This window comes from Vannielia litorea, from assembly GCF_018424695.1.
Taxonomy (GTDB): Bacteria; Pseudomonadota; Alphaproteobacteria; order Rhodobacterales; family Rhodobacteraceae; genus Vannielia; species Vannielia litorea_A.
This window is the reverse complement of sequence record NZ_QTNQ01000083.1, coordinates 1-17,779: the sequence shown is the minus strand read 5'-3', so window position 1 is coordinate 17,779 and position 17,779 is coordinate 1. Positions and strand designations below refer to the sequence as shown.

At 67.2% G+C, this 17,779-nt stretch carries 15 protein-coding genes and 1 tRNA gene; 6 read left to right on the top strand and 10 right to left on the bottom strand.

Annotation, left to right across the window (positions count from 1 at the left end):
* Positions 1–411 (top strand): DMT family transporter (locus tag DYI42_RS19840; RefSeq protein WP_213548330.1); only part of this gene is annotated, 411 nt, incomplete at its 5' end.
* A gap of 46 nt (positions 412–457) precedes the next feature.
* Here DYI42_RS19840 and DYI42_RS19835 read toward each other — a convergent pair.
* The 4 genes from DYI42_RS19835 to DYI42_RS19820 form a co-directional block, all read right to left on the bottom strand.
* Positions 458–1,858 (bottom strand): protein adenylyltransferase SelO, encoded by a 1,401-nt coding sequence (locus DYI42_RS19835; protein ID WP_213548328.1) that lies wholly within the window; start codon positions 1,856–1,858, stop codon positions 458–460.
* The gene (locus DYI42_RS19830; protein ID WP_213548326.1) at positions 1,855–2,322 is read right to left on the bottom strand and encodes a GNAT family N-acetyltransferase; all 468 of its coding nucleotides are present in this window, start codon (positions 2,320–2,322) and stop codon (positions 1,855–1,857) included. The genes DYI42_RS19835 and DYI42_RS19830 overlap by 4 nt, the downstream gene beginning before the upstream one ends.
* On the bottom strand, positions 2,319–3,260 hold the full coding sequence (locus DYI42_RS19825; protein WP_213548324.1) for a nucleoside hydrolase: 942 nt from the start codon (positions 3,258–3,260) through the stop codon (positions 2,319–2,321). The genes DYI42_RS19830 and DYI42_RS19825 overlap by 4 nt, the downstream gene beginning before the upstream one ends.
* Positions 3,261–3,519: 259 nt before the next feature.
* Entirely contained in the window at positions 3,520–4,734 is a 1,215-nt protein-coding gene (locus DYI42_RS19820) for a bifunctional alpha/beta hydrolase/OsmC family protein (protein ID WP_213548322.1), read from the bottom strand.
* Positions 4,735–4,784: 50 nt separating this feature from the next.
* Between DYI42_RS19820 and DYI42_RS19815 the strand changes: the two genes are divergently transcribed.
* Positions 4,785–5,672 (top strand): endonuclease/exonuclease/phosphatase family protein, encoded by an 888-nt coding sequence (locus DYI42_RS19815; RefSeq protein WP_213548320.1) that lies wholly within the window; start codon positions 4,785–4,787, stop codon positions 5,670–5,672.
* A 131-nt stretch (positions 5,673–5,803) separates the two neighbouring features.
* On the opposite strand, the gene DYI42_RS19810 is transcribed toward DYI42_RS19815, so the two are convergent.
* Positions 5,804–6,601, bottom strand: a complete 798-nt coding sequence (locus DYI42_RS19810; protein ID WP_213548318.1) for a lytic murein transglycosylase — start codon at positions 6,599–6,601, stop codon at positions 5,804–5,806.
* Positions 6,602–6,763: 162 nt separating this feature from the next.
* Between DYI42_RS19810 and DYI42_RS19805 the strand changes: the two genes are divergently transcribed.
* Entirely contained in the window at positions 6,764–7,543 is a 780-nt protein-coding gene (locus DYI42_RS19805; protein WP_213548316.1) for a heme-dependent oxidative N-demethylase family protein, read from the top strand.
* Here DYI42_RS19805 and DYI42_RS19800 read toward each other — a convergent pair.
* From DYI42_RS19800 to DYI42_RS19785, 4 genes are all read right to left on the bottom strand, one after another.
* Positions 7,523–9,049, bottom strand: a complete 1,527-nt coding sequence (locus DYI42_RS19800; RefSeq protein WP_213548314.1) for a hypothetical protein — start codon at positions 9,047–9,049, stop codon at positions 7,523–7,525. The two genes, DYI42_RS19805 and DYI42_RS19800, sit on opposite strands and share 21 nt — an antisense overlap.
* A gap of 190 nt (positions 9,050–9,239) precedes the next feature.
* On the bottom strand, positions 9,240–11,453 hold the full coding sequence (locus tag DYI42_RS19795) for a choice-of-anchor F family protein (protein WP_213548313.1): 2,214 nt from the start codon (positions 11,451–11,453) through the stop codon (positions 9,240–9,242).
* 286 nt (positions 11,454–11,739) lie between these two features.
* The gene (glnA, locus tag DYI42_RS19790) at positions 11,740–13,146 is read right to left on the bottom strand and encodes a type I glutamate--ammonia ligase (protein ID WP_213548312.1); all 1,407 of its coding nucleotides are present in this window, start codon (positions 13,144–13,146) and stop codon (positions 11,740–11,742) included.
* A 51-nt stretch (positions 13,147–13,197) separates the two neighbouring features.
* Positions 13,198–13,536 carry a P-II family nitrogen regulator gene (locus DYI42_RS19785; RefSeq protein WP_213548311.1) on the bottom strand — a complete coding sequence of 113 codons (339 nt, stop codon included), beginning with the start codon at positions 13,534–13,536 and terminating at the stop codon, positions 13,198–13,200.
* Between the two features lie 178 nt (positions 13,537–13,714).
* Here DYI42_RS19785 and DYI42_RS19780 point away from each other — a divergent pair, with 178 nt between their 5' ends.
* Positions 13,715–15,310 carry an NAD(P)H-hydrate dehydratase gene (locus tag DYI42_RS19780; RefSeq protein WP_213548310.1) on the top strand — a complete coding sequence of 532 codons (1,596 nt, stop codon included), beginning with the start codon at positions 13,715–13,717 and terminating at the stop codon, positions 15,308–15,310.
* Positions 15,311–15,397: 87 nt separating this feature from the next.
* On the opposite strand, the gene DYI42_RS19775 is transcribed toward DYI42_RS19780, so the two are convergent.
* Positions 15,398–15,895, bottom strand: coding sequence for a Hint domain-containing protein (locus DYI42_RS19775; protein ID WP_213548309.1), 498 nt, complete (start codon positions 15,893–15,895; stop codon positions 15,398–15,400).
* A 143-nt stretch (positions 15,896–16,038) separates the two neighbouring features.
* On the opposite strand from DYI42_RS19775, the gene DYI42_RS19770 reads away from it, so the two are divergent.
* Positions 16,039–16,120, top strand: a tRNA-Leu gene (locus tag DYI42_RS19770).
* A gap of 58 nt (positions 16,121–16,178) precedes the next feature.
* The coding region (locus tag DYI42_RS19765) for a hypothetical protein (RefSeq protein WP_213548308.1) at positions 16,179–17,779 on the top strand (1,601 nt) is incomplete at its 3' end.

The following is a 17,779-nucleotide window of genomic DNA, read 5'->3' as shown; positions in this document are numbered from 1 at the left end:
GCCTGGGGCTGGGCCGGGATCGCGCTGATCGCCCGGGGCTCGCGGATGCGGGAGGTGCGGGCGGAGAGCCAGCTGTTCTGGCAGCTCATCGTTTCCTGCGTTCTGCTCCTCGGGCTGGCGCCGCTCTTCGGGCCGCTGCTGCGTGACCCCGGGTTGCTGCACTGGGGCATTCTCGGGGTGCAGGGGCTGGTGATTTCGGGCGCGGGCTTCTTGTTCTGGATGTGGATCCTGAAGCTCTATCCGGCCAGCTCGGTGGCCAGTTTCGGCTTTCTGACCCCGGTCTTTGCCAGCGTGCTGGGCTGGGTGGTGCTTGGGGAAGAGCTGGGGCACTCGGTGCTGGTGGCGCTTACGCTGGTGGCGGCGGGCCTCTGGCTGGTGAACCGCCCGGTGGGGCGGGTGCGTACGGCCTGAGCAGGACGACGAATTTTCGTACGAAAATTCATGGCTCACGTTCGGGTCAGGTGCCGCAGAAGGTGGCTTGCACCACCTCGTGCGGTTCGGGCGGCAGGCGCAGGTCTTCGGTGCCCACGGGCGGATCGTAGGGCGTGGCGAGGGCCTCGATCAGGCGGGTGGCGGGGGCGAGGTTGCCTTCCACGGCGGCCTGGATCGCCTCTTCTACGCGGTGGTTGCGCGGGATGAGCGCGGGGTTGGCCCTCAGCATGAGCTCGGTGGACGGCCCGCGCGCCTGCCATGTGCCGTGCCAGGTGGCGAAGGGCAGGCTGTCGGGCAGGGGGATGTGGCCTTCGGCAAGCGCGCGAAAGGTGTTGGTGAAATCCGCCTCTTCCGCCGCCATGATTTCGAGCAGGCCGGTGATGAGGGGCAGGTCTGCCTCGGTGGGCTCGGCAAGCCCGAGCTTGGCGCCGAAGCGGGCGATATAGGCCTGCTGGTAGGCCTCGCGGAAGGCGTTGACGCGTTCGGTCGCCTCGGGGATCGCCTCTTCACCGCCCATGATGGGCAGGAGAGCCGAGGCGAGTTGCGCAAGGTTCCAGCCGCCGACATTGGCCTGCTGGTCGTAGGCGTAGCGGCCCATCCGGTCGATCGAGGAATAGACGGTTTGCGGGTGGTAGCCATCCATGAAGGCGCAGGGGCCGTAGTCGATGGTCTGGCCGGAAATCGCCATGTTGTCGGTGTTCATGACGCCGTGGATGAAGCCGAGGGACATCCAATGGGCGATGAGCCTGGCCTGCGCCGCGACCACGGCGGAGAGCAGGCCCATCGGGCCTTCGGCCTCGGGGTAGTGGCGTTTGAGCGCATAGTCGGTGAGGGCCTGAAGGCTCTCTGTGTCGCCCCGGGCGGCGAAATACTGGAAGGTGCCGACGCGGATGTGGCTGGCGGCGACGCGGGTGAGGATGGCGCCGGGGTAGACCCGTTCGCGTTGCACCCGCTCGCCGGTGGCCACGGCGGCCAGCGCGCGGGTGGTGGGCACGCCGAGCGCATGCATGGCCTCCGAGACGATGAACTCGCGCAGCACCGGCCCCAGCCAGGCCCGCCCGTCGCCATTGCGGGAATAGGGGGTGCGGCCAGAGCCCTTGAGCTGGATGTCGAAGGCGCCCTGGGGTGTTTCGATGTCGCCCAGAAGCAGCGCCCGGCCATCGCCGAGCTGGGGCGACCAGCCGCCGAACTGGTGACCTGCGTAGACCTGCGCAATGGGGCTGTGCTGGGCCGGCGGCGCGTTGCCGGAGAGCAGCGCCAGCCCTTCGGGAGATTTCAGCGCCTCAGGGTCGAGGCCGAGCGTGCGGGCGAGGCCCTCGTTCAGCAGCAGGAGTTCGGGTGCTTTCACCGGCTCGGCCTCCTGCGCGTGGAAGAAGGCGGGGCCGAGGCGTGTGTAGCTTTGGGTGAGGGGCAGGTGGAGGGTCATGCCTTGAACGGTTTGCTGAGATCCTTTGACATCAGGACGTAGCGCTCGCGCAGCTCGAAGCCAGCGCGGGCGTAAAGCCGTTGGGCCTTCTCGTCCTCCCGGTCGACTTCCATATGCATGAAGCGGACCCCGGCGGCGGCCAGTGCGGGCAGCAGCTTGTGGAGGGCCTCGGCGCCGATGCCGCGGCCACGGACGGAGGGGCGGATCCAGAATTCATCGATGAAGCCGTCGATCCCGCCCATCTCGATGGCCCAGCCGAAGCAGACGCAGATGTAACCCACCGGGGCGCGGCGCGGACCGATCAGGTAGATCGCGCCGAGGGGGTTGCCCTCTAGCAGGGGAAGGACCGCTTTGGCGCGGTGCGCGTCGGAAAGGTCGAGGGCAAACTCCTCGTGGAAGCGGGCGACCATGGAGAGCACCCGGTCGGCATCCTCCGGTCCGGCGAGGTGGATCTGCGCGCTCATGGCAGCGCGGCCAGACGCTCGGTGAGGAGCTTGAAAAAGCCGGGCGCGTCGATGGTGCCCATGAAGGTGGCGTTGGGGGCGCGGTCGGTGACGCCCCACCAGTCTGCCACCGTCATGCCGCGGGTGAGCGGGGAGCCGGTTTCGATCTCGACGTTGATGTGCCGCCCGGTGAAGAGGGTGGGATCGAGCAGGTAGGCGATGGTTGTCGGGTCATGCAGGGGGCCGCCATCGGAGCCGTATTTGGCGACATCGAAGCGCTCGAAGAAACCGACCCAGCCCGCCACGGCCTGGCCCGCGGCGTTGCCGAGCGCGGCGAAGGCGGCGTGGCGCGGGCGGGTGACCAGGGCCTTGTGGGTCACATCGAGCGACATGACGGTGAGCGGAACGCCCGATTTGAACACGATGTCAGCGGCTTCGGGGTCGACATAGATGTTGAACTCGGCGGCGGGCGTGATGTTGCCGACCTCGAAATAGGCGCCGCCCATCAGCACGATCTCGGCGATTTTCGGTGCAATGTCGGGCGCGCGCCGCAGCGCCGTGGCGATATTGGTGAGTGGGCCGAGGGGACAGAGGGTGACGCTGCCGGGGGCCTCGGCGCGCAGGCTGTCGATGATGAAATCGACTGCGTGGCGCTCTTGCAGGGCAAGCTGCGGCTCGGGCAGGTCGGCCCCGTCGAGGCCGGTTTTACCGTGCACGTGTTCGGCGGTGGTGAGGCGGTGGGCCAGCGGTTTCTCGCAGCCCGCGAAGACGGGCACATCGGTTTTGCCCGAGAGTTCCACCACCTTGCGGGCGTTGAGCGACGTCAGCTCAAGGGGCACGTTGCCGGCCACGGCGGTGACGCCCAGAACCTCGAGCTCGGGCGAGGCGAGGGCCAGCAGGATGGCGACGGCGTCATCTTGGCCGGGGTCGGTGTCTATGATGATCTTGCGGGGGGACATTTGATCTCCTTTGCGGCGGAGAGTGGGGCGCTGGGCGCGGGTTGTCCAGCCGGCCGGGTCGGTGGTTGGCGCCGGGGGGCCAGCCCCCCGAACCCCCCGGAGATATTTACAGCAAGAAAATGGGGCGGGTTGGGAACAATTTTAGACGAATTGTTCCGGTCTGGCTGCCGGGTAAGACCTGTTCATTTTCTTGCGACAAATACTCACGCCGGAGGCGCAAAACAAAAGGAATGCGCCGCAGGCGCGCAATTGGGTTCGGTCAGGTGGCGAGGGTGGTGGCGATCTCGGCGCTTTGTTCCAGCGTGCGGTGGACGGGGCACTTGTCGGCGATTGCGAGGAGGCGCCGGCGCTGGTTGGAGGTCAGGTCGCCGGTCAGGTGAATGGTGCGGTGGAAGTGGTCGGCCTTCCTGGGGGCCTCGGTTTCTGCGTCTGCGGCGTGCTGCTTGTCGTGTGTCACATCGACGCTGACATGGGTGAGCGGCCAGCCTTTGCGGCGTGCATACATGCGGAGGGTCATGGAGGTGCAGGCGCCGAGGCCTGCGGCGAGCAGGCCGTAGGGGGTGAGGCCGCGGTTGGTGCCACCGAAGCTTTCGGGTTCGTCGGCGAGGATGTGGTGGTGGGGGCCAGACTGGACATCCTGCAGGAAGCCGTCCGGATCGGCCTCGGACACCCGGATGACGCCCTCGGGCGCGCCTTCGGGCGGCGGCGGCTCGGGGAGGTCGAGGTAGCGGTCGGCCCAGGTGGCGATGACCTCGGCGGCATATTCGGCGTCGTCCGGGTCGGTCACGAGGTGGTCGGCGTCGTCGAGGGTGACGAAGCTCTTGGGGTGCTTGGCGGCGGTGAAGATCTGGCTGGCGTTCTCGATGCCCACCACGGCGTCACGCGGGGCGTGGAGCACCAGCAGGGCGCGATGGAGGGCGCCGATCTCTGGGGCGAGATTTTCGGCGCGCACGTCTTCGAGGAAGTCGCGGCGGATGGTGAAGGGGCGGCCTCCGAGGTCTACCTCGGCTTCCCCCTCGGCTTCGATCGTCTCCAGCGCGGCGCCGAAGTTGTGGGTAACATGGGCCGGGTCGAAGGGCGCGCCGATGGTGGCGACGGCGCGGGCGCTTTCAATCCGGCGGGCGGCCTTGAGCATGGCGGCGCCGCCGAGGCTGTGGCCGATCAGCAGGGAGGGGGCCATGCCCTGCGCCGTGAGCCAGGCGGCGGCGGCTTCGAGATCGGCCACGTTGGAGGAGAAGTCGGTATTGGCGAATTCGCCCCCGGAGTGGCCCAGCCCGGTGAAGTCGAAGCGCAGCACGGCGATGCCTTCGGCGGCGAGCCGGGCGGCGATACGGCGGGCGGCGGGAATGTCCTTGGAGCAGGTGAAGCAATGGGCGAAGAGGGCGGTGGCGAGGTGCTCCCCGTCGGGCCGGTCGAGCCGGGCGGCGAGGCTGACGCCACGCGCGCCGGGAAAGGTGATGCGATCTGTGGGCATGGGCGGCTCCTCGGGGTAGGTCTTGGGCGAAGGTAAAGGCGGAGACGGTGATGGCAATGGTGCGGGGGCTCTTGCGGGCCGTGGCGGTGCTGGGTCTTGTGGCGCTGGCGGCGAGCTTTGCGGGGCGCTGGTGGGCCTGGGGCGACAGCCTTGCCGTGGCGCGCAGCTGGGTGGGGCTTGGCGGATTGGCCTGGCTCGGCCTGTGCGGGGTGTTCGGCGCCTTCACCTGGCGCTGGGTGGGCGCGCTTTGGCTCGCGGTGCTGCTCGCGCTGGCGCCGGTGGGCTGGGACAAGTGGCGGCCCGAGCCCGGCGGGGCGGCGGCACTGGTGCTCTATCAGAAGAACATGAACTTCCGGATGCCCGGCGTGGCGCCGCTGGTGGAGGACATCCGCGCGGTGGCGCCGGATTTTGTGACGCTGCAGGAGGTGGACGCCGAGAACCGGGCGATAATGGGCGCGCTGGCGGAGGGCTGGCCGGGGCAGCATTACTGCCCGTTCTCGGCGGTGGGCGGGCAGGCCGTGCTGGCGCGTTGGCCTGCCCTCGATACGGCCTGTGGCTATGGCTGGGCGGGGATGAAGGTGGATCACCCGGAGGGCGCGGTGTGGTTGGTGTCCCTGCACCTGCACTGGCCCGCACCCCATGGCCAGTTTGGCCACCTTGCCCGCGCCCTGCCGGAGCTGGCGGCTCTGGAGGGGCCGGTGTTTCTGGGCGGAGATTTCAACATGGTGCCATGGTCGGGCGCGATGGCGCGGGTGGAAGACGCGCTGGGCGCGCGGCACGTGGGACGGGCGCGGCTGAGCATCGAGCAGTTCGGTGGCAAATTGTGGCTGCCGATCGACCATGTGCTGGCGCCGGAGGGCTGGCGCGGGCGCACGGTGATCCGGGGGCAGCTCGGGTCGGACCACTTTGGGGTGGTGGGGGAGCTGGTAGCGCCGTGAGCGGCGGGCGTTTGGGTGCGCCATGAATGCGCACCCTACGGCATGGATTTGGACTGCTGCCAAGCCGTCAGGGCAATGTCTGGACCGGCAGCTCCGCCCAACTGGCGGGGGCAGATGGCCCACCCTGAAGGTCAGCGACCGTCGATAGCGGTGCCCATGATGGCGAGGCTCTTCTGGTAGACGGTGGCGGCGTTCCACTCCTTGAGGACGCGGAAGTTGTGGGTGCCTTCACCGTAGGGCTGGCCGGGCTTCCAGCCCTTGGCGCGCAGGTAGTTGGCGGTGGAGGCTAGCGCATCGGACTGGTTGTTCAGGTCCAGCCGGCCATCGCCGTTGCCGTCGATCCCGTAGCGCAGGGCGTTGCCGGGGAGGAACTGGGTGTGGCCCAGCTCGCCGTGCTTGGCGCCGATGGCATTGGGCGACATGATCCCGCGGTCGATCATCTTGAGCGCGGAAATGGCGTGGGGGAGGAAGAAGGCGGGGCGGCGGCAATCATAGGCCAGGGTCACTGTGGCGTTGAGCACGTTGCTGTCGCCCATGAAGTTGCCGAAGCCGGTTTCCATCCCGTGGATCGCGATGATGACGCCGGCGGGCACGCCGAAACGTTGTTCCAGCCCGTTGTAGAAGTTCGCGTTGCGGGCGCGGCGCTTCTTGCCCTGGGCGATGATCGTGTTGGAACCGCGGATCTGCATGAACTTCTGAAGGGAGTACTTGAAGCTCTTCTGGTTGCGGTCGGCGGCGATGGTGCGCTTGGCGTAGCTGGTTTGCGCGAGCGCCGAGAGGCCGCGTTGGCCGACGCCGTTCTGCTGGGCGACCTTTGCGAAATCCCTCTTCCAGGCTTCGAAGCCGGAGGCGTTTTTGCCGCAGCCGATGGCCATGGCAGCGGCGGGCGAGAGGGCGAGCAGTGCGGCGGTGAGAAGGGGCTTGAGCATGGGACAAATGCCTCGTGAAAATGAACTTTCGAACAGATTAATGTGACGGCGGGACCTGGCCAAGTCACAAAGAGGCTATGGCGGATTGTTGCCGGGTGCAGGGCGGGGCAGCGCCGATGAACCCGCTTGTCGTGCGCCGGGAAATGGCCACACCCTGTGGTCATGGATCCGATTCTTCAGTCGCGCCTAGGGGCGCTGCCGCCCGGGTACGGGCGCTTGCCGGGCACCGCGCCACTTGAGATGGCGGGGTGGCTGACCGTCGATGACGCCTATGGGGCGCAGATGGCGGAGCGGGAGCAACTGCTGGCCGCGCGGCGGGGCGAGGTGATGGCGTTGGAACCGGGCCGCGAGGCCGTGGCGGATGAGGCGCTGCGGATGGTGCTGGCGCATCTGGAGGCGCGCGACGAATGGGGCGTGGCGGGCGGGGTGGTGACCTGCCCCGACGGGCGGCGCGTGGGGGTGGACGCACGCGATCCGCTGGGCACGCTCGGGCGGCTGGTGGCGGAGGACATCTGCCTGCTGGAGCCCCGTGACGGGGCGCAGGTGCTCATCGGCGCGGTGCTGTGCTTTCCGTCGCGCTGGGTGCTGGCGGAGAAGATGGGCCGCGCGCTGCTGCGCATTCACCAGCCGGTGCCGGGCTACGGTGCGGATCTGAATGCGCGGGTGGAGCGGATGATGGCGGCGCTGCGGCCCGGGATGGGGCTGTGGCGGGCGAACGGGCACTACCATTCGGACCCGACGCTCTTCTACCCGCGCAGCGAAGTCTCGGAAAAGCACTGGGAGGCCCGTGCCCGCTACTTCAGGAGCGAGCGGCAGGGATTGCTGAGGATGCCGGAGACGGGCGCGGTGCTGTTTTCGATCCACACAACGGTGGTTGAGGCCTCGGCCCTGACGGCAGAGCAGAGAGCGCGGATCGCGGCCTCAGAACATGCCGCCGAGTAGCGCGCCCCAGCCCGAGGTGGGGGCCTGCCCGCGCGCGCCTTCGTAGTAGTCGCGCTCGACGAAGTTGGTCGGCTCGTAGTCTCCGCCGGAGAAGAGCGAGACATCGCCGCCCATGACCAGCGCCATGATATCCATGTATCCCAGCGCGGGATCGGCGCCGGTCATCATCGCGCCGAGGAATACGAGAAAGGCCAGCCCGCCGTAGACGTAATAGGGCATGGGCCGGGTCAGGTGGATGGCGACGATCACCAGCGCGGCGATGGGGTGCACGAGCGCCGTGGCGAAGGCGGCGAGCCACGGCAGGGCCTTTTGCAGGCCGGGCGAGGTGGCGGCGGTTTGCCAGCCGGGGATGCCCGCGCCGAAGAGGAATCCGACCCATTGCATCTGCTTCACATGGGCGTCCGACTTGCGCTTCTCGCGCTCCATCCGTTCGCGGGAGGCTTCGCGGAGTTTTTCGAGGCCGCCAGCGCTATCCATCGCGGCGGTGGTGCCGCCCCCGAGGCCATTCAGCGCGGGGCTGCCGCCGGTGCCGGCCTGGCCGATCCGCTCGCGGGCGGCGGCATCGGGGGTGGAGAAGAAATCGTCGACCGCGTTGCCGGTTTTGCCACCTGTCGGGAGCGGCCCTGCCGGCGCGCTTTCGGGGCGGGCATCGGCCATGCCTTCGGGGTTGAAGGCGCCCTCGGGCTGAAGCTGGAAGACGCCTTCGCGCTCGCGCAGGGTGAGCTCGATGTGGCCCTGCGGGTAGCCCTCGCTCGGCGGCTTCATCGCCACCGCGATCACCTCGCCCGGCGCGGCCCCGAACTGGGCGCCGTCACCGAGGATGCGGCCTGCCTCGCGGCAATGGTCGATGAAGGCATAGGCGCGGTCGAGCAGGTAGGGCAGGCGGGCCGGGGCCTCGCGGAACAGCAGCGGGCGGCCCAGCACCTCTTCGGCGTGATTGAGCCGGAATCCGATGCATTGCGTGCCTTCGGCGACGCGGCCCGAGGAGAAGGGCCGGGGGTGGCAGAAGAGCGGCAGCGGAAAGAGCACATCGGCCATGGCAAGGAAGCGCTCAGGCGAGAACAGCTGATCGGACTGGCCCCAGTGGATGGCGAGCGGTTCGGCCTCCATGGCGAGGTGGCTGGCGGCGATCTGGGTGAGGGCGAGCAGGGTTTCGAAGCTGTCCTGGCTGCCCGCGTCGAAGCCCTTGGCCTCGGCGACGACGGCAACGAAGGCCCCGTGGGCCGCCACTTCGGCGGCGGCATCCAGCCCGGTGAGGCGGGTGTAATCGGAGGCCATGGCGCGGGTCAGGCGGCTTTCGGTCAGCCGTTTGCCCGCCTGGGCAAGGGTCAGCGAGATGCCGTTGGCCTCGAGCTTGGCCCCCTGGCCGGGTTTCAGCGTGATGGTCTGCAGGGCAATACCGGAGGGTGCCATGATGGCGTTGACGCTCTCCGCAATGGCTTCGAAATCCACCTCCGGCGGGGCGGGGTAGAGAAGCGCGGCGTCGATCCGGCTGGGAAGGGGCATGTTGTGTGCCTCTATGTCTGGTTGCTCTGCCTTTCTGGCGTGATGGCATGGCAATCGGGCCAGAGTTGGGCAGGGGCAGGGCAGCGGCGCGGCCTGCTGCGGCTGCTAGCACAACGGCCGTGGCCCGGCGGAGGCAGGCCAGGAGGCCGGGCAGCCTCGGTGACGCTGCCCGACCGGTATCACCGCCGGATCAGAAGGCAATGCTCAGCGAAACATGCGCTGCGTGGCTTTCGTACCCGTCCCCAAAGGCGCCGTGATAGCCCGCGCGCAGGCGGCTATTTCCGCCGCTGGAACCGCCGAGCCCGACGGACAGGCCGAGATCGAGATCCACCCATTGGTCGGAGAAACCATCGACCGGGAGATTGGCGGAGGGAAGCCCGACGAAGCCCGTCTGGATCAGCTGGTCGCCCCCGGAGGCGGTTGTGAAGGACAATCCGCCAGTGAGGCGGGTGTCGGAGCTGGTTCCCGGCACCGCGTATTCACCCACGACGCCGAGCGATGCGATGCTCAGGGTGCCGCTCTGGTCTCCGACCGAGAGGTTCCAGGCCCCGGCGCCGGTTTCCTCGAAGCCGTCGACGGACTGGCTGTAGAGTTCGAGCGAGCCGCGAGGACCGTAGCTGAAGGCGCCGTTCCGGAATAGGTATTGCGCCTTCAGCGCGGCAAAGACCTGGGAGCCATCGGTTTCTCCGGTGGCCGTCGCGCCCATGACTTCGCGGGTACTGTCGAAGCCAAGATCCTGGAACCCGAGGATCATGTTGAGGCTGCCACCTTCGCCGAAGGCCTTGCGGCCAAACACTGCCACCGTGAGTGCCTCGACCTCGACCGAGCCGAGCCCGTCATCGATGTCAGCCGTGCCGCTGCCGCCGCCGACCATGACCCCGAAAGCCGTCGTCGGGTCGAGCTGCCATTCGACGCCGCCGACAGCGGAGAAGGAGCTGGTGTCGTAGCCGGCGCCGTTGGTGGTGCGGTCGTAGCTGGAGGAACTGCCGAGCGCACTGACGAAGCCGCGGGTGTTGTCGCCGATGCTCCAGCCGTTGGGCAGATCCTTGGTGGAGAGGACTGCACCTGCCTCGCCGAAGCGAATCCCGCCTTCCGGCAGGGCGAGCACCGGCACGCGGCCGAGGTCATATGCGAGCGACCCGTAGCTGCCGAGGAAGCTGTAGCCGATCGTCTCCAGTTGGGCGAGTTGTTCGGACTCGTCGAGCGCAAGCAGGTCGTTCACGGCCGTCTGGTAGGTGCCGGCATTGCCGATGTCGAGGTAGGGCACCTCGGCGGCGGCATCCAGCATCCCGGCGACGCTGAACTGGTAGGGCGTGACGGTTTCGGCGACGATGTCGGCGAAGACCGGCACGAGGCGGAGAGTGACTTCGCCGCCGGCCACGTCACCAAGCTCGATCACGAAGTTCAGGTTGAGGTTGCGGAGATCTTCGATGATGTCGACGCTGTAGAGGCCGTTGGACTGCATCGCCGCGACGATCTCATCCGGCACGGCGGCATCGGCGGTGTAGGAGAGGTCGGCCACGTCTACGCCGAGCGAATCCGCGATATCGGCCAGCTTCTCATCGAGCTCGGCACCGGGCAGGCCGAGGGTGCCATAGGTCCAGGTGCCGGTGCTGACATTGTGCCAGGCGATCAGGGCGGGTTCATCCGCGTCCGGGTCGTAGCTGGACATGTCGAAGAAGAGGCCGTCGGGGATCTGGGTGTTGTCGAGCAGGCCAGAGCCGAAAAGTGCAGTGTAGGTGGCATTGTTGGTTATTGCGCCCAGCTCGATCAGGGTCGCCTCAAGCGCATCGGTGCTCATGAAGGCCTTGGAGGTGCCATCGAAGAAACCGGTGTCACCTTCTTGGCCGCCGTCACCGAAGAGGCCGTCGGGCAGGTTGAAGTTGCCCCCGGTGAACTCGGTGTCGAAGAGGGCGGCGTTGGTGGGATCCGTGGTGGCGAAGGCGGAGAAGTCTTCGCCGATGCCGGTGCCCAGCTCGAGCTGGAAGCCGATGATCCGGGCGCCGGAGAGGTTCGATGTCTTGCCGTAGGTGTAATATTCGGTCACGTCCCCGGTGCTCTGGGTGGTCAGGCGCACATCCATCCCGGAGGGTCCGGTGAGGCGGCTCTTGATCCGTTTTCCCGAACCCGGGTCCGCATCGCACTGGATATCGGGGTTTGCGGCCATCAGGCAGTTCTGGATGCCGGAAGGGTTGGAGGTGTTGGGGTATTCTGCGCCGGGTTCCAGGGTGATTGCCTGAACCCCGGGAGTGATGACGCCTTCGGCCGGATCGGCGAAGATGTAGCCGTCGCCCGCGGTGCCCGCCACCGGCGACGGGTCGAAGGCACCCGCGAGCGCGGTGGTGCTCATGAGGGCGATGAGCCCCGGGGTGAGGGCGAGCTTTGCGAGGGGTCTGCTTGTCATGGTCTGTCTCCGTTGACTGTCGGCAGGTGTGTGCGACAGTGATCAGAGATAGTTATATATGAATATTTGCATAAGTTAACATGTATTTCGGCTGTGTGTTTTGACATGGCAGCCAATTGGTCTGCCGCGCCGATCGGGCGAAGGGTCGCCTGTTCTTCGGGACCGTCGGCCCTGCCTCTCCGCCCGGCGGTTGGCCGGAAAGCCTTGAAAAACGTCAGAGAATTCGCCGACAAAAAAGGGGCGCCCCGAGAGGCGCCCCTTCCTTGTTTCACTGTCCCGCGTGAAATCAGCAGCTGTAGTACATCTTGTACTCGACCGGGTGGGGCGTGTGCTCGTAGGCGTAGATCTCTTCCCACTTGAGGTCCATGTAGCCCTCGATCTGGTCTTTGGTGAAGACGTCGCCGGCGGTGAGGAAGTCCATGTCGGCTTCCAGCTCGGAGAGGGCCTCACGCAGCGAAGCGCAGACGGTGGGGATGCCGGCCAGCTCTTCGGGCGGCAGGTCGTAGAGGTCTTTGTCCATGGCTTCGCCCGGGTGGATCTTGTTCTTGATCCCGTCGAGGCCGGCCATCAGCAGGGCCGAGAAGCACAGGTAGGGGTTGGACGAGGGATCCGGGAAGCGGGCCTCGACGCGCTTGGCCTTGGGGCTTTCGGCCCAAGGGATACGCACGCAACCCGAGCGGTTCGACGCGGAGTAGGCGCGCAGAACCGGGGCTTCGAAGCCGGGGATCAGGCGCTTGTAGCTGTTGGTCGAGGGGTTGGTGAAGGCGTTGAGCGCCTTGGCGTGCTTCAGGATGCCGCCGATGTAGTAGAGCGCCTCGTCGGAAAGGTCGGCATATTTGTCACCTGCAAAGAGCGGCTTGCCGTCTTTCCAGATCGACATGTTCACGTGCATGCCGGTGCCGTTGTCGCCCGCAATTGGCTTGGGCATGAAGGTGGCCGACTTGCCGTAGGCGTTGGCCACGTTGTGGATGACGTACTTGTACTTCTGAAGCTCGTCGGCCTGCTTGGTGAGCGTGCCGAAGATCAGGCCCAGCTCGTGCTGGCACGAGGCCACCTCGTGGTGGTGCTTGTCGACCTTCATGCCCATGCGCTTCATGGTCGAGAGCATCTCGGAGCGCAGATCCTGGGCGTCGTCGGTGGGGTTGACCGGGAAGTAGCCGCCCTTGATGCCGGGACGGTGGCCCATGTTGCCCATGTCGAACTCGGTGTCGGTGTTCCAGGAGGCGTCACCGGCATCGACCTGGTAGCTCACCTTGTTCATCTCGACGGAGTAGCGCACGTCGTCGAAGAGGAAGAACTCGGCCTCGGGACCGAAGTAGGAGGCGTCGCCGATGCCGGAGGACTTCAGGTAGGCCTCGGCCAGCTGGGCGGTGCCGCGCGGGTCGCGGTTGTAGGCTTCGCCGGTGTCGGGCTCGACCACGGAGCAGTGCACGCAGAGGGTTTTCTCGGCGTAGAACGGATCCATGTAGGCGCTGTCGGCGTCGGGCATGAGCTTCATGTCGGACTTGTCGATCGTCTTCCAGCCGGCGATCGAGGAGCCGTCGAACATGAAGCCCTCTTCGAGGAAGTCCTCGTCGACCTGATCGGACATGACGGTGACGTGCTGCAGCTTGCCACGCGGATCGGTGAAGCGGATGTCGACGTATTCGACGTCTTCATCCTTGATTGTCTTGAGAACGTCCTTGTTGCTCATGATTGTTCTCTTTCTCCTTGACTGAAAGTTTCTCGGGCGATGGGCGTGCGCTCAGAGCGCCTCTTCGCCGTCCTCGCCGGTGCGGATGCGGATCGCCTGTTCGATGGTGGAGACGAAGATCTTGCCGTCGCCGATCTTGTCGGTCTTGGCGGCGGTCATGATCGCCTCGATGGCGGCGTCGAGCTGGTCATCGGCCAGCACCACCTCGATCTTCACCTTCGGCAGAAAATCCACGACGTATTCGGCGCCGCGATACAACTCGGTATGGCCCTTCTGCCGCCCGAACCCCTTGACCTCGATGACCGAAAGACCCTGAACGCCGATTTCCTGGAGAGCCTCCTTCACGTCGTCGAGTTTGAAGGGTTTGATGATTGCCTCGATCTTCTTCATGCCAGACCGACTCCCTTGATGTCCGTTCCGCTAGGGGTGAGAACACTTTCAGCGCGGGGCGGCAACGGGGCCGGTTAACGCGCGGGTGAGCGCCTCGGGTGAATTCTCGGGTGTGATTAAAAAATATGCAAGTGGCCTGCAAGGTGGGCGGTGTGAAAACTTTTGAGGCGAACGGCCGATGGAACTTCTGACTTCTGCACAAATGCGCGCCATCGAAGAGGCTGCGATCGCCTCGGGAGAGGTCACCGGGCTGGAGCTGATGGAACGCGCCGGGCGGGGCGTTGTGGAGGCCGTGTTCGAGGAATGGCCGGAGCTGGCGGCGGGGTCGTTTCGCGCCGTGGTGCTCTGCGGGCCGGGCAACAACGGCGGTGACGGGTTCGTGGTGGCGCGGCTGCTGCGTGAGTGGGGGTGGGAGGTGGAGGTGTTCTTGTATGGCGACGCCGGGAAGCTGCCGCCGGATGCGCGGGTGAATTTTGAGCGGTGGGGGGAGTTAGGGGAGGTAAGGGCCATAGCCGACCTTGAGCCGCACGGCTGCGAACTGTTGGTTGATGCGATCTTTGGGACCGGGCTGACCCGGCCAGTCGCGGCGGACCTTTATGGATCCTTCGACGGTGTTATCGACTGCATGGATTGCGATCGACGGGTAGCAGTGGATGTTCCAAGCGGGCTCTGCGCTGACAGCGGCGTGACGCTCGATGCCCCCGTCCCGAGGGCCTTGCCGGCGATCAGGGCGGACTTAACCGTCACATTTCACAAAGCGAAGGTCGGGCACTTCGTGGCGTATGGTCCGGAGTGGTGCGGGAAGACCGTTCTGACTGAAATCGGCCTGTCCGGGTCCGAAACGGAAGGCTCTATCGTTTGCGTGGAGAGTAGCTTGTTCGACGACGGGTATTTTCCGGGGCTGACCAAGTGGACCTGTGACCACAAATACACTCACGGTCATGCCCTCATCCTCGCCGGCGGCGCCGGGCGCGGCGGTGCGGCGCGGATGGCGGCGCGGGGGGCGTTGCGGATTGGCGCGGGACTGGTGACGGTGGCGCCGACGCCGGGGGCGTTGCAGGAGAACGCGGCGCGGCTGGATGCGGTGATGTTGCAGGCTGTAGGAGATGGCGAGGCGCTGGCGCGGGTGCTGGAGGACGGGAGGATCAATGCGGTTTGCCTTGGGCCGGGGCTGGGGGTGGAGCGGGCGCGGGAGATGGTGCCGGTGGTTCTGGGGCCAGGTCGCGCGGTGGTGCTCGATGCGGATGCGTTGACGGCTTTTGCGGAAGAGCCGGAGGTACTGTTCGGGATGCTGCACGAGGGCTGCGTGCTGACTCCGCATGGCGGGGAGTTCGCGCGGTTGTTTCCGGACATTGCCGAGAAGCTGGCGGCCCCGGCGGAGCGTGGCCCGGCCTATTCCAAGGTGGATGCGACGCGCGAGGCGGCGGCGCGGGCGGGGTGCGTGGTGCTGTTCAAGGGGCCGGACACGGTGATCGCGGGGCCGGACGGGGCGTGCTCGGTGAATGCGGCGGTCTATGACCGGTCTGCGCCCTGGCTGGCGACGGCGGGAGCGGGGGACGTGCTGGCGGGGTTCATCACTGGGCTGATGGCGCGGGGCTTTGCGCCGATGCAGGCGACCGAGGTGGGCGCCTGGCTGCACGTGGAATGCGCGCGGGCGTTCGGGCCGGGGCTGATTGCGGAGGATTTGCCGGAGGTTCTGCCGCAGGTGTTGGCGCGGTTGGAGGCGGGTTGGGCGGTGTCATCCTCGGGCTTGACCCGAGGATCTCTGAGGTGAGAGGTCCTCGGGTCAAGCCCGAGGATGACGGTGTGAGGAATTGGTGATGGGAGATCCTCGGGTCAAGCCCGAGGATGACGGTGCACATCACGCGGCCTGCGCGGCCTCGTCCGGTTCGAAGGCGCATTCGAGCATGCCGATATAGAGGATCTGGGGCGCGTCGAAGGTGAGCGTGACCATCTCCATCCCCTTCAGGCGGGGCGTGCGGGTGATGTAGCCGTTATCCACCAGCGCGGCGGCGGGGGCGAGCGCGGCGGCGCTGCCGTAGAGCAGCTTGGCGCGCCAGTCGCGCAGCAGCAGCTTCTGGGCCGGGCTGACATGCAGCAGGTCGGACGGGCGGCCATTGCCGAGCGCGTGGGGCGCGAGCGCGATGGGCACGGCCTCGCAGGTGAAGCGGGTGAGGGCGGACAGGCGGATCATGCCGGAAGTGCGAGACACGATCCTGTCGCCGGGTTCCAACTGGCCGAGCTGGCGCTCGCCCTGCGCGGTGAGAACGCGGGCGCTGGCGGAAATGCCCGCCGGCCCGAGATCGGGAGTGAACACCTGTGCCGCGCGGCGCAGGTCTCCCATCGTCATGTCAGACATGGGGATGCTCTTTATGTACTGCCTCGTTTTTTTGTCAGGCTAGAGTAAAGGAAGTGTTCATGGCCACAGTTTTCCACGGAGGAAACCGCATTTTCGGGCTTCCGTGCCGTGAGAGGCACTGTTAGATACCGCTCCCACGGAAAGCGGGTGTGGCGAAATTGGTAGACGCACCAGATTTAGGTTCTGGCGCCGCAAGGCGTGGGGGTTCAAGTCCCTCCACCCGCACCGAATTTTCCTCATAACTGCACTTGGGCCGGGTCTGCGCGGCTGGTAGCCTTGGCCCATGGGATTTACGGGTTTGCTGCGCGGTCTGGCCGTGGTGATGGTGCTGGCGATGCTGGCCGGTGGGGCGCGGGCGCAGGGCTCGCTCTATGAAGAGCTGGGCGCGGCCTACGGGCAGATTGCGCAGGATGCCTCCGCCGCGGCGGAGCGTCTGGGCGGGCTGGTGGCGCGTTACGATGCGGAGGGGGTGGAAGACCCGTTCCTGCTGTCAGACATCTACCTTGCACTGGTGCTGGCGCATCACGCCGCCGGGGAGGCGAGCGCGGCGCTGGCGCGGCTGGACGAGGCCGGGGCGCGGCAGCCGATGCTGACCAAGCGCATCCCCGAGATGGCGTATCTGCGGGGCGAGATCCTCGCGGGCTTCGGGCTTTTTGCACAGGCCGGGGCATCCTATGGCAATGCGGCGGATTACATGGCGCTTGGCGGCTGGGCGGAGCGGTTTGATACGGCCACGCGGGCGCGGGTGCAGCTGCTCGGGCTGCATGCCGAGGCGCGGGCGGCCTGGGTGGCCGATGAGGGCGCGCGGGTGGCTGAGGCGGAGGGGTTGCTGCCCGCGTTGGCGCCGGTGATCGGGCAGCCGGGCGGGGCGGTGCTGCCGCTCTTGCCGCTGAGAATGAAGGAATACCGGGGTGAGTTGCTGGCGGCGCGAGATGGCTACCTTGCGCAGGCAGAGGGCAGCGAATTGCGCGCCGGGCTGCTGGCCTTAGCGGCGCTTGCGGACTGGCGGCTTGGGCGAAGAGATCTGGCGCGCAAGGAGGCCGAGGGGGCGCTGGCCGATGGCGGGCTGGGGCCGAAGCGGGCGGCGCTGATGGAGGCGGTGATGTTGCTCACCGCAAAGGGCGTGCCGGACATGGCGGCGATGGCCCCGCTGGTCGCCCGTTTCGCGCCGGAGCCGGGGGCGGACTATGTGCATGCCGACATGGTGGACCTGCTGGAACTGATGACGATGCTGGTTCAGGTGGTGGCCGCCGCGCCCGAGGGCGAGCGGCCGGAGGTGGCGGCGCTTGAGATCCCCGCGGCGCTGCTCGATTTCGACACCATGTCGCAGGACGGCTACGGGCGGCGGCTGATTGCGGCGCTGCGGCTCGATCTGGCGCGGATGCTGGAGGCGGAGGGCAAGGCGGAGGCGGCGGAGGCGCATTACAGCGCGGTGCGCTTGCAGGTGGATGCGACGCTGGGCGAGTTGGCAGTGGCGTTGGCGGGGTTGTCGCGCGTGGGCGGCGAGCGGCCAGAGATCCTCACCAGCTTTGCCTATGCCGCGGCGCAGGTGGCCCGGGGGCAGGTGGAGGCGGTGCCCCCGCGGATGAGCGCGGAAGCGCGGCGCCAGCAGGAGGCTTATGCGGCGCTGTTCGAGGGCGGGGTCGATGCGATCTACGACCGGATGGAGGCCGACCCGCCGATGGGGCCGATGGCGCCCGCGCATGTGACCGACTTCGTGCAGAGCGGGCCTTACGTGTTCCCGTGGCGGGAGGCCGATGGCTATGTGCCGCTGGAGGCGGGCCGGTTCTGGGTGGACCGATTGGAAGAAGCCTTCGGGATGATGCAATCGGCGCGGCAGAGCGCGGCGGGCCGATTGCATCATCCCGAAGGCTTCTTCCAATC

Excerpts from the sequence above, each read along its gene's own strand:
- DYI42_RS19835 (WP_213548328.1), bottom strand. The coding sequence starts at position 1,858 with ATGACCCTCCACCTGCCCCTCACCCAAAGCTACACACGCCTCGGCCCC.
- DYI42_RS19830 (WP_213548326.1), bottom strand. The coding sequence starts at position 2,322 with ATGAGCGCGCAGATCCACCTCGCCGGACCGGAGGATGCCGACCGGGTG.
- DYI42_RS19825 (WP_213548324.1), bottom strand. The coding sequence starts at position 3,260 with ATGTCCCCCCGCAAGATCATCATAGACACCGACCCCGGCCAAGATGAC.
- DYI42_RS19820 (WP_213548322.1), bottom strand. The coding sequence starts at position 4,734 with ATGCCCACAGATCGCATCACCTTTCCCGGCGCGCGTGGCGTCAGCCTC.
- DYI42_RS19815 (WP_213548320.1), top strand. The coding sequence starts at position 4,785 with ATGGCAATGGTGCGGGGGCTCTTGCGGGCCGTGGCGGTGCTGGGTCTT.
- DYI42_RS19810 (WP_213548318.1), bottom strand. The coding sequence starts at position 6,601 with ATGCTCAAGCCCCTTCTCACCGCCGCACTGCTCGCCCTCTCGCCCGCC.
- DYI42_RS19805 (WP_213548316.1), top strand. The coding sequence starts at position 6,764 with ATGGATCCGATTCTTCAGTCGCGCCTAGGGGCGCTGCCGCCCGGGTAC.
- DYI42_RS19800 (WP_213548314.1), bottom strand. The coding sequence starts at position 9,049 with ATGCCCCTTCCCAGCCGGATCGACGCCGCGCTTCTCTACCCCGCCCCG.
- DYI42_RS19795 (WP_213548313.1), bottom strand. The coding sequence starts at position 11,453 with ATGACAAGCAGACCCCTCGCAAAGCTCGCCCTCACCCCGGGGCTCATC.
- glnA (WP_213548312.1), bottom strand. The coding sequence starts at position 13,146 with ATGAGCAACAAGGACGTTCTCAAGACAATCAAGGATGAAGACGTCGAA.
- DYI42_RS19785 (WP_213548311.1), bottom strand. The coding sequence starts at position 13,536 with ATGAAGAAGATCGAGGCAATCATCAAACCCTTCAAACTCGACGACGTG.
- DYI42_RS19780 (WP_213548310.1), top strand. The coding sequence starts at position 13,715 with ATGGAACTTCTGACTTCTGCACAAATGCGCGCCATCGAAGAGGCTGCG.
- DYI42_RS19775 (WP_213548309.1), bottom strand. The coding sequence starts at position 15,895 with ATGTCTGACATGACGATGGGAGACCTGCGCCGCGCGGCACAGGTGTTC.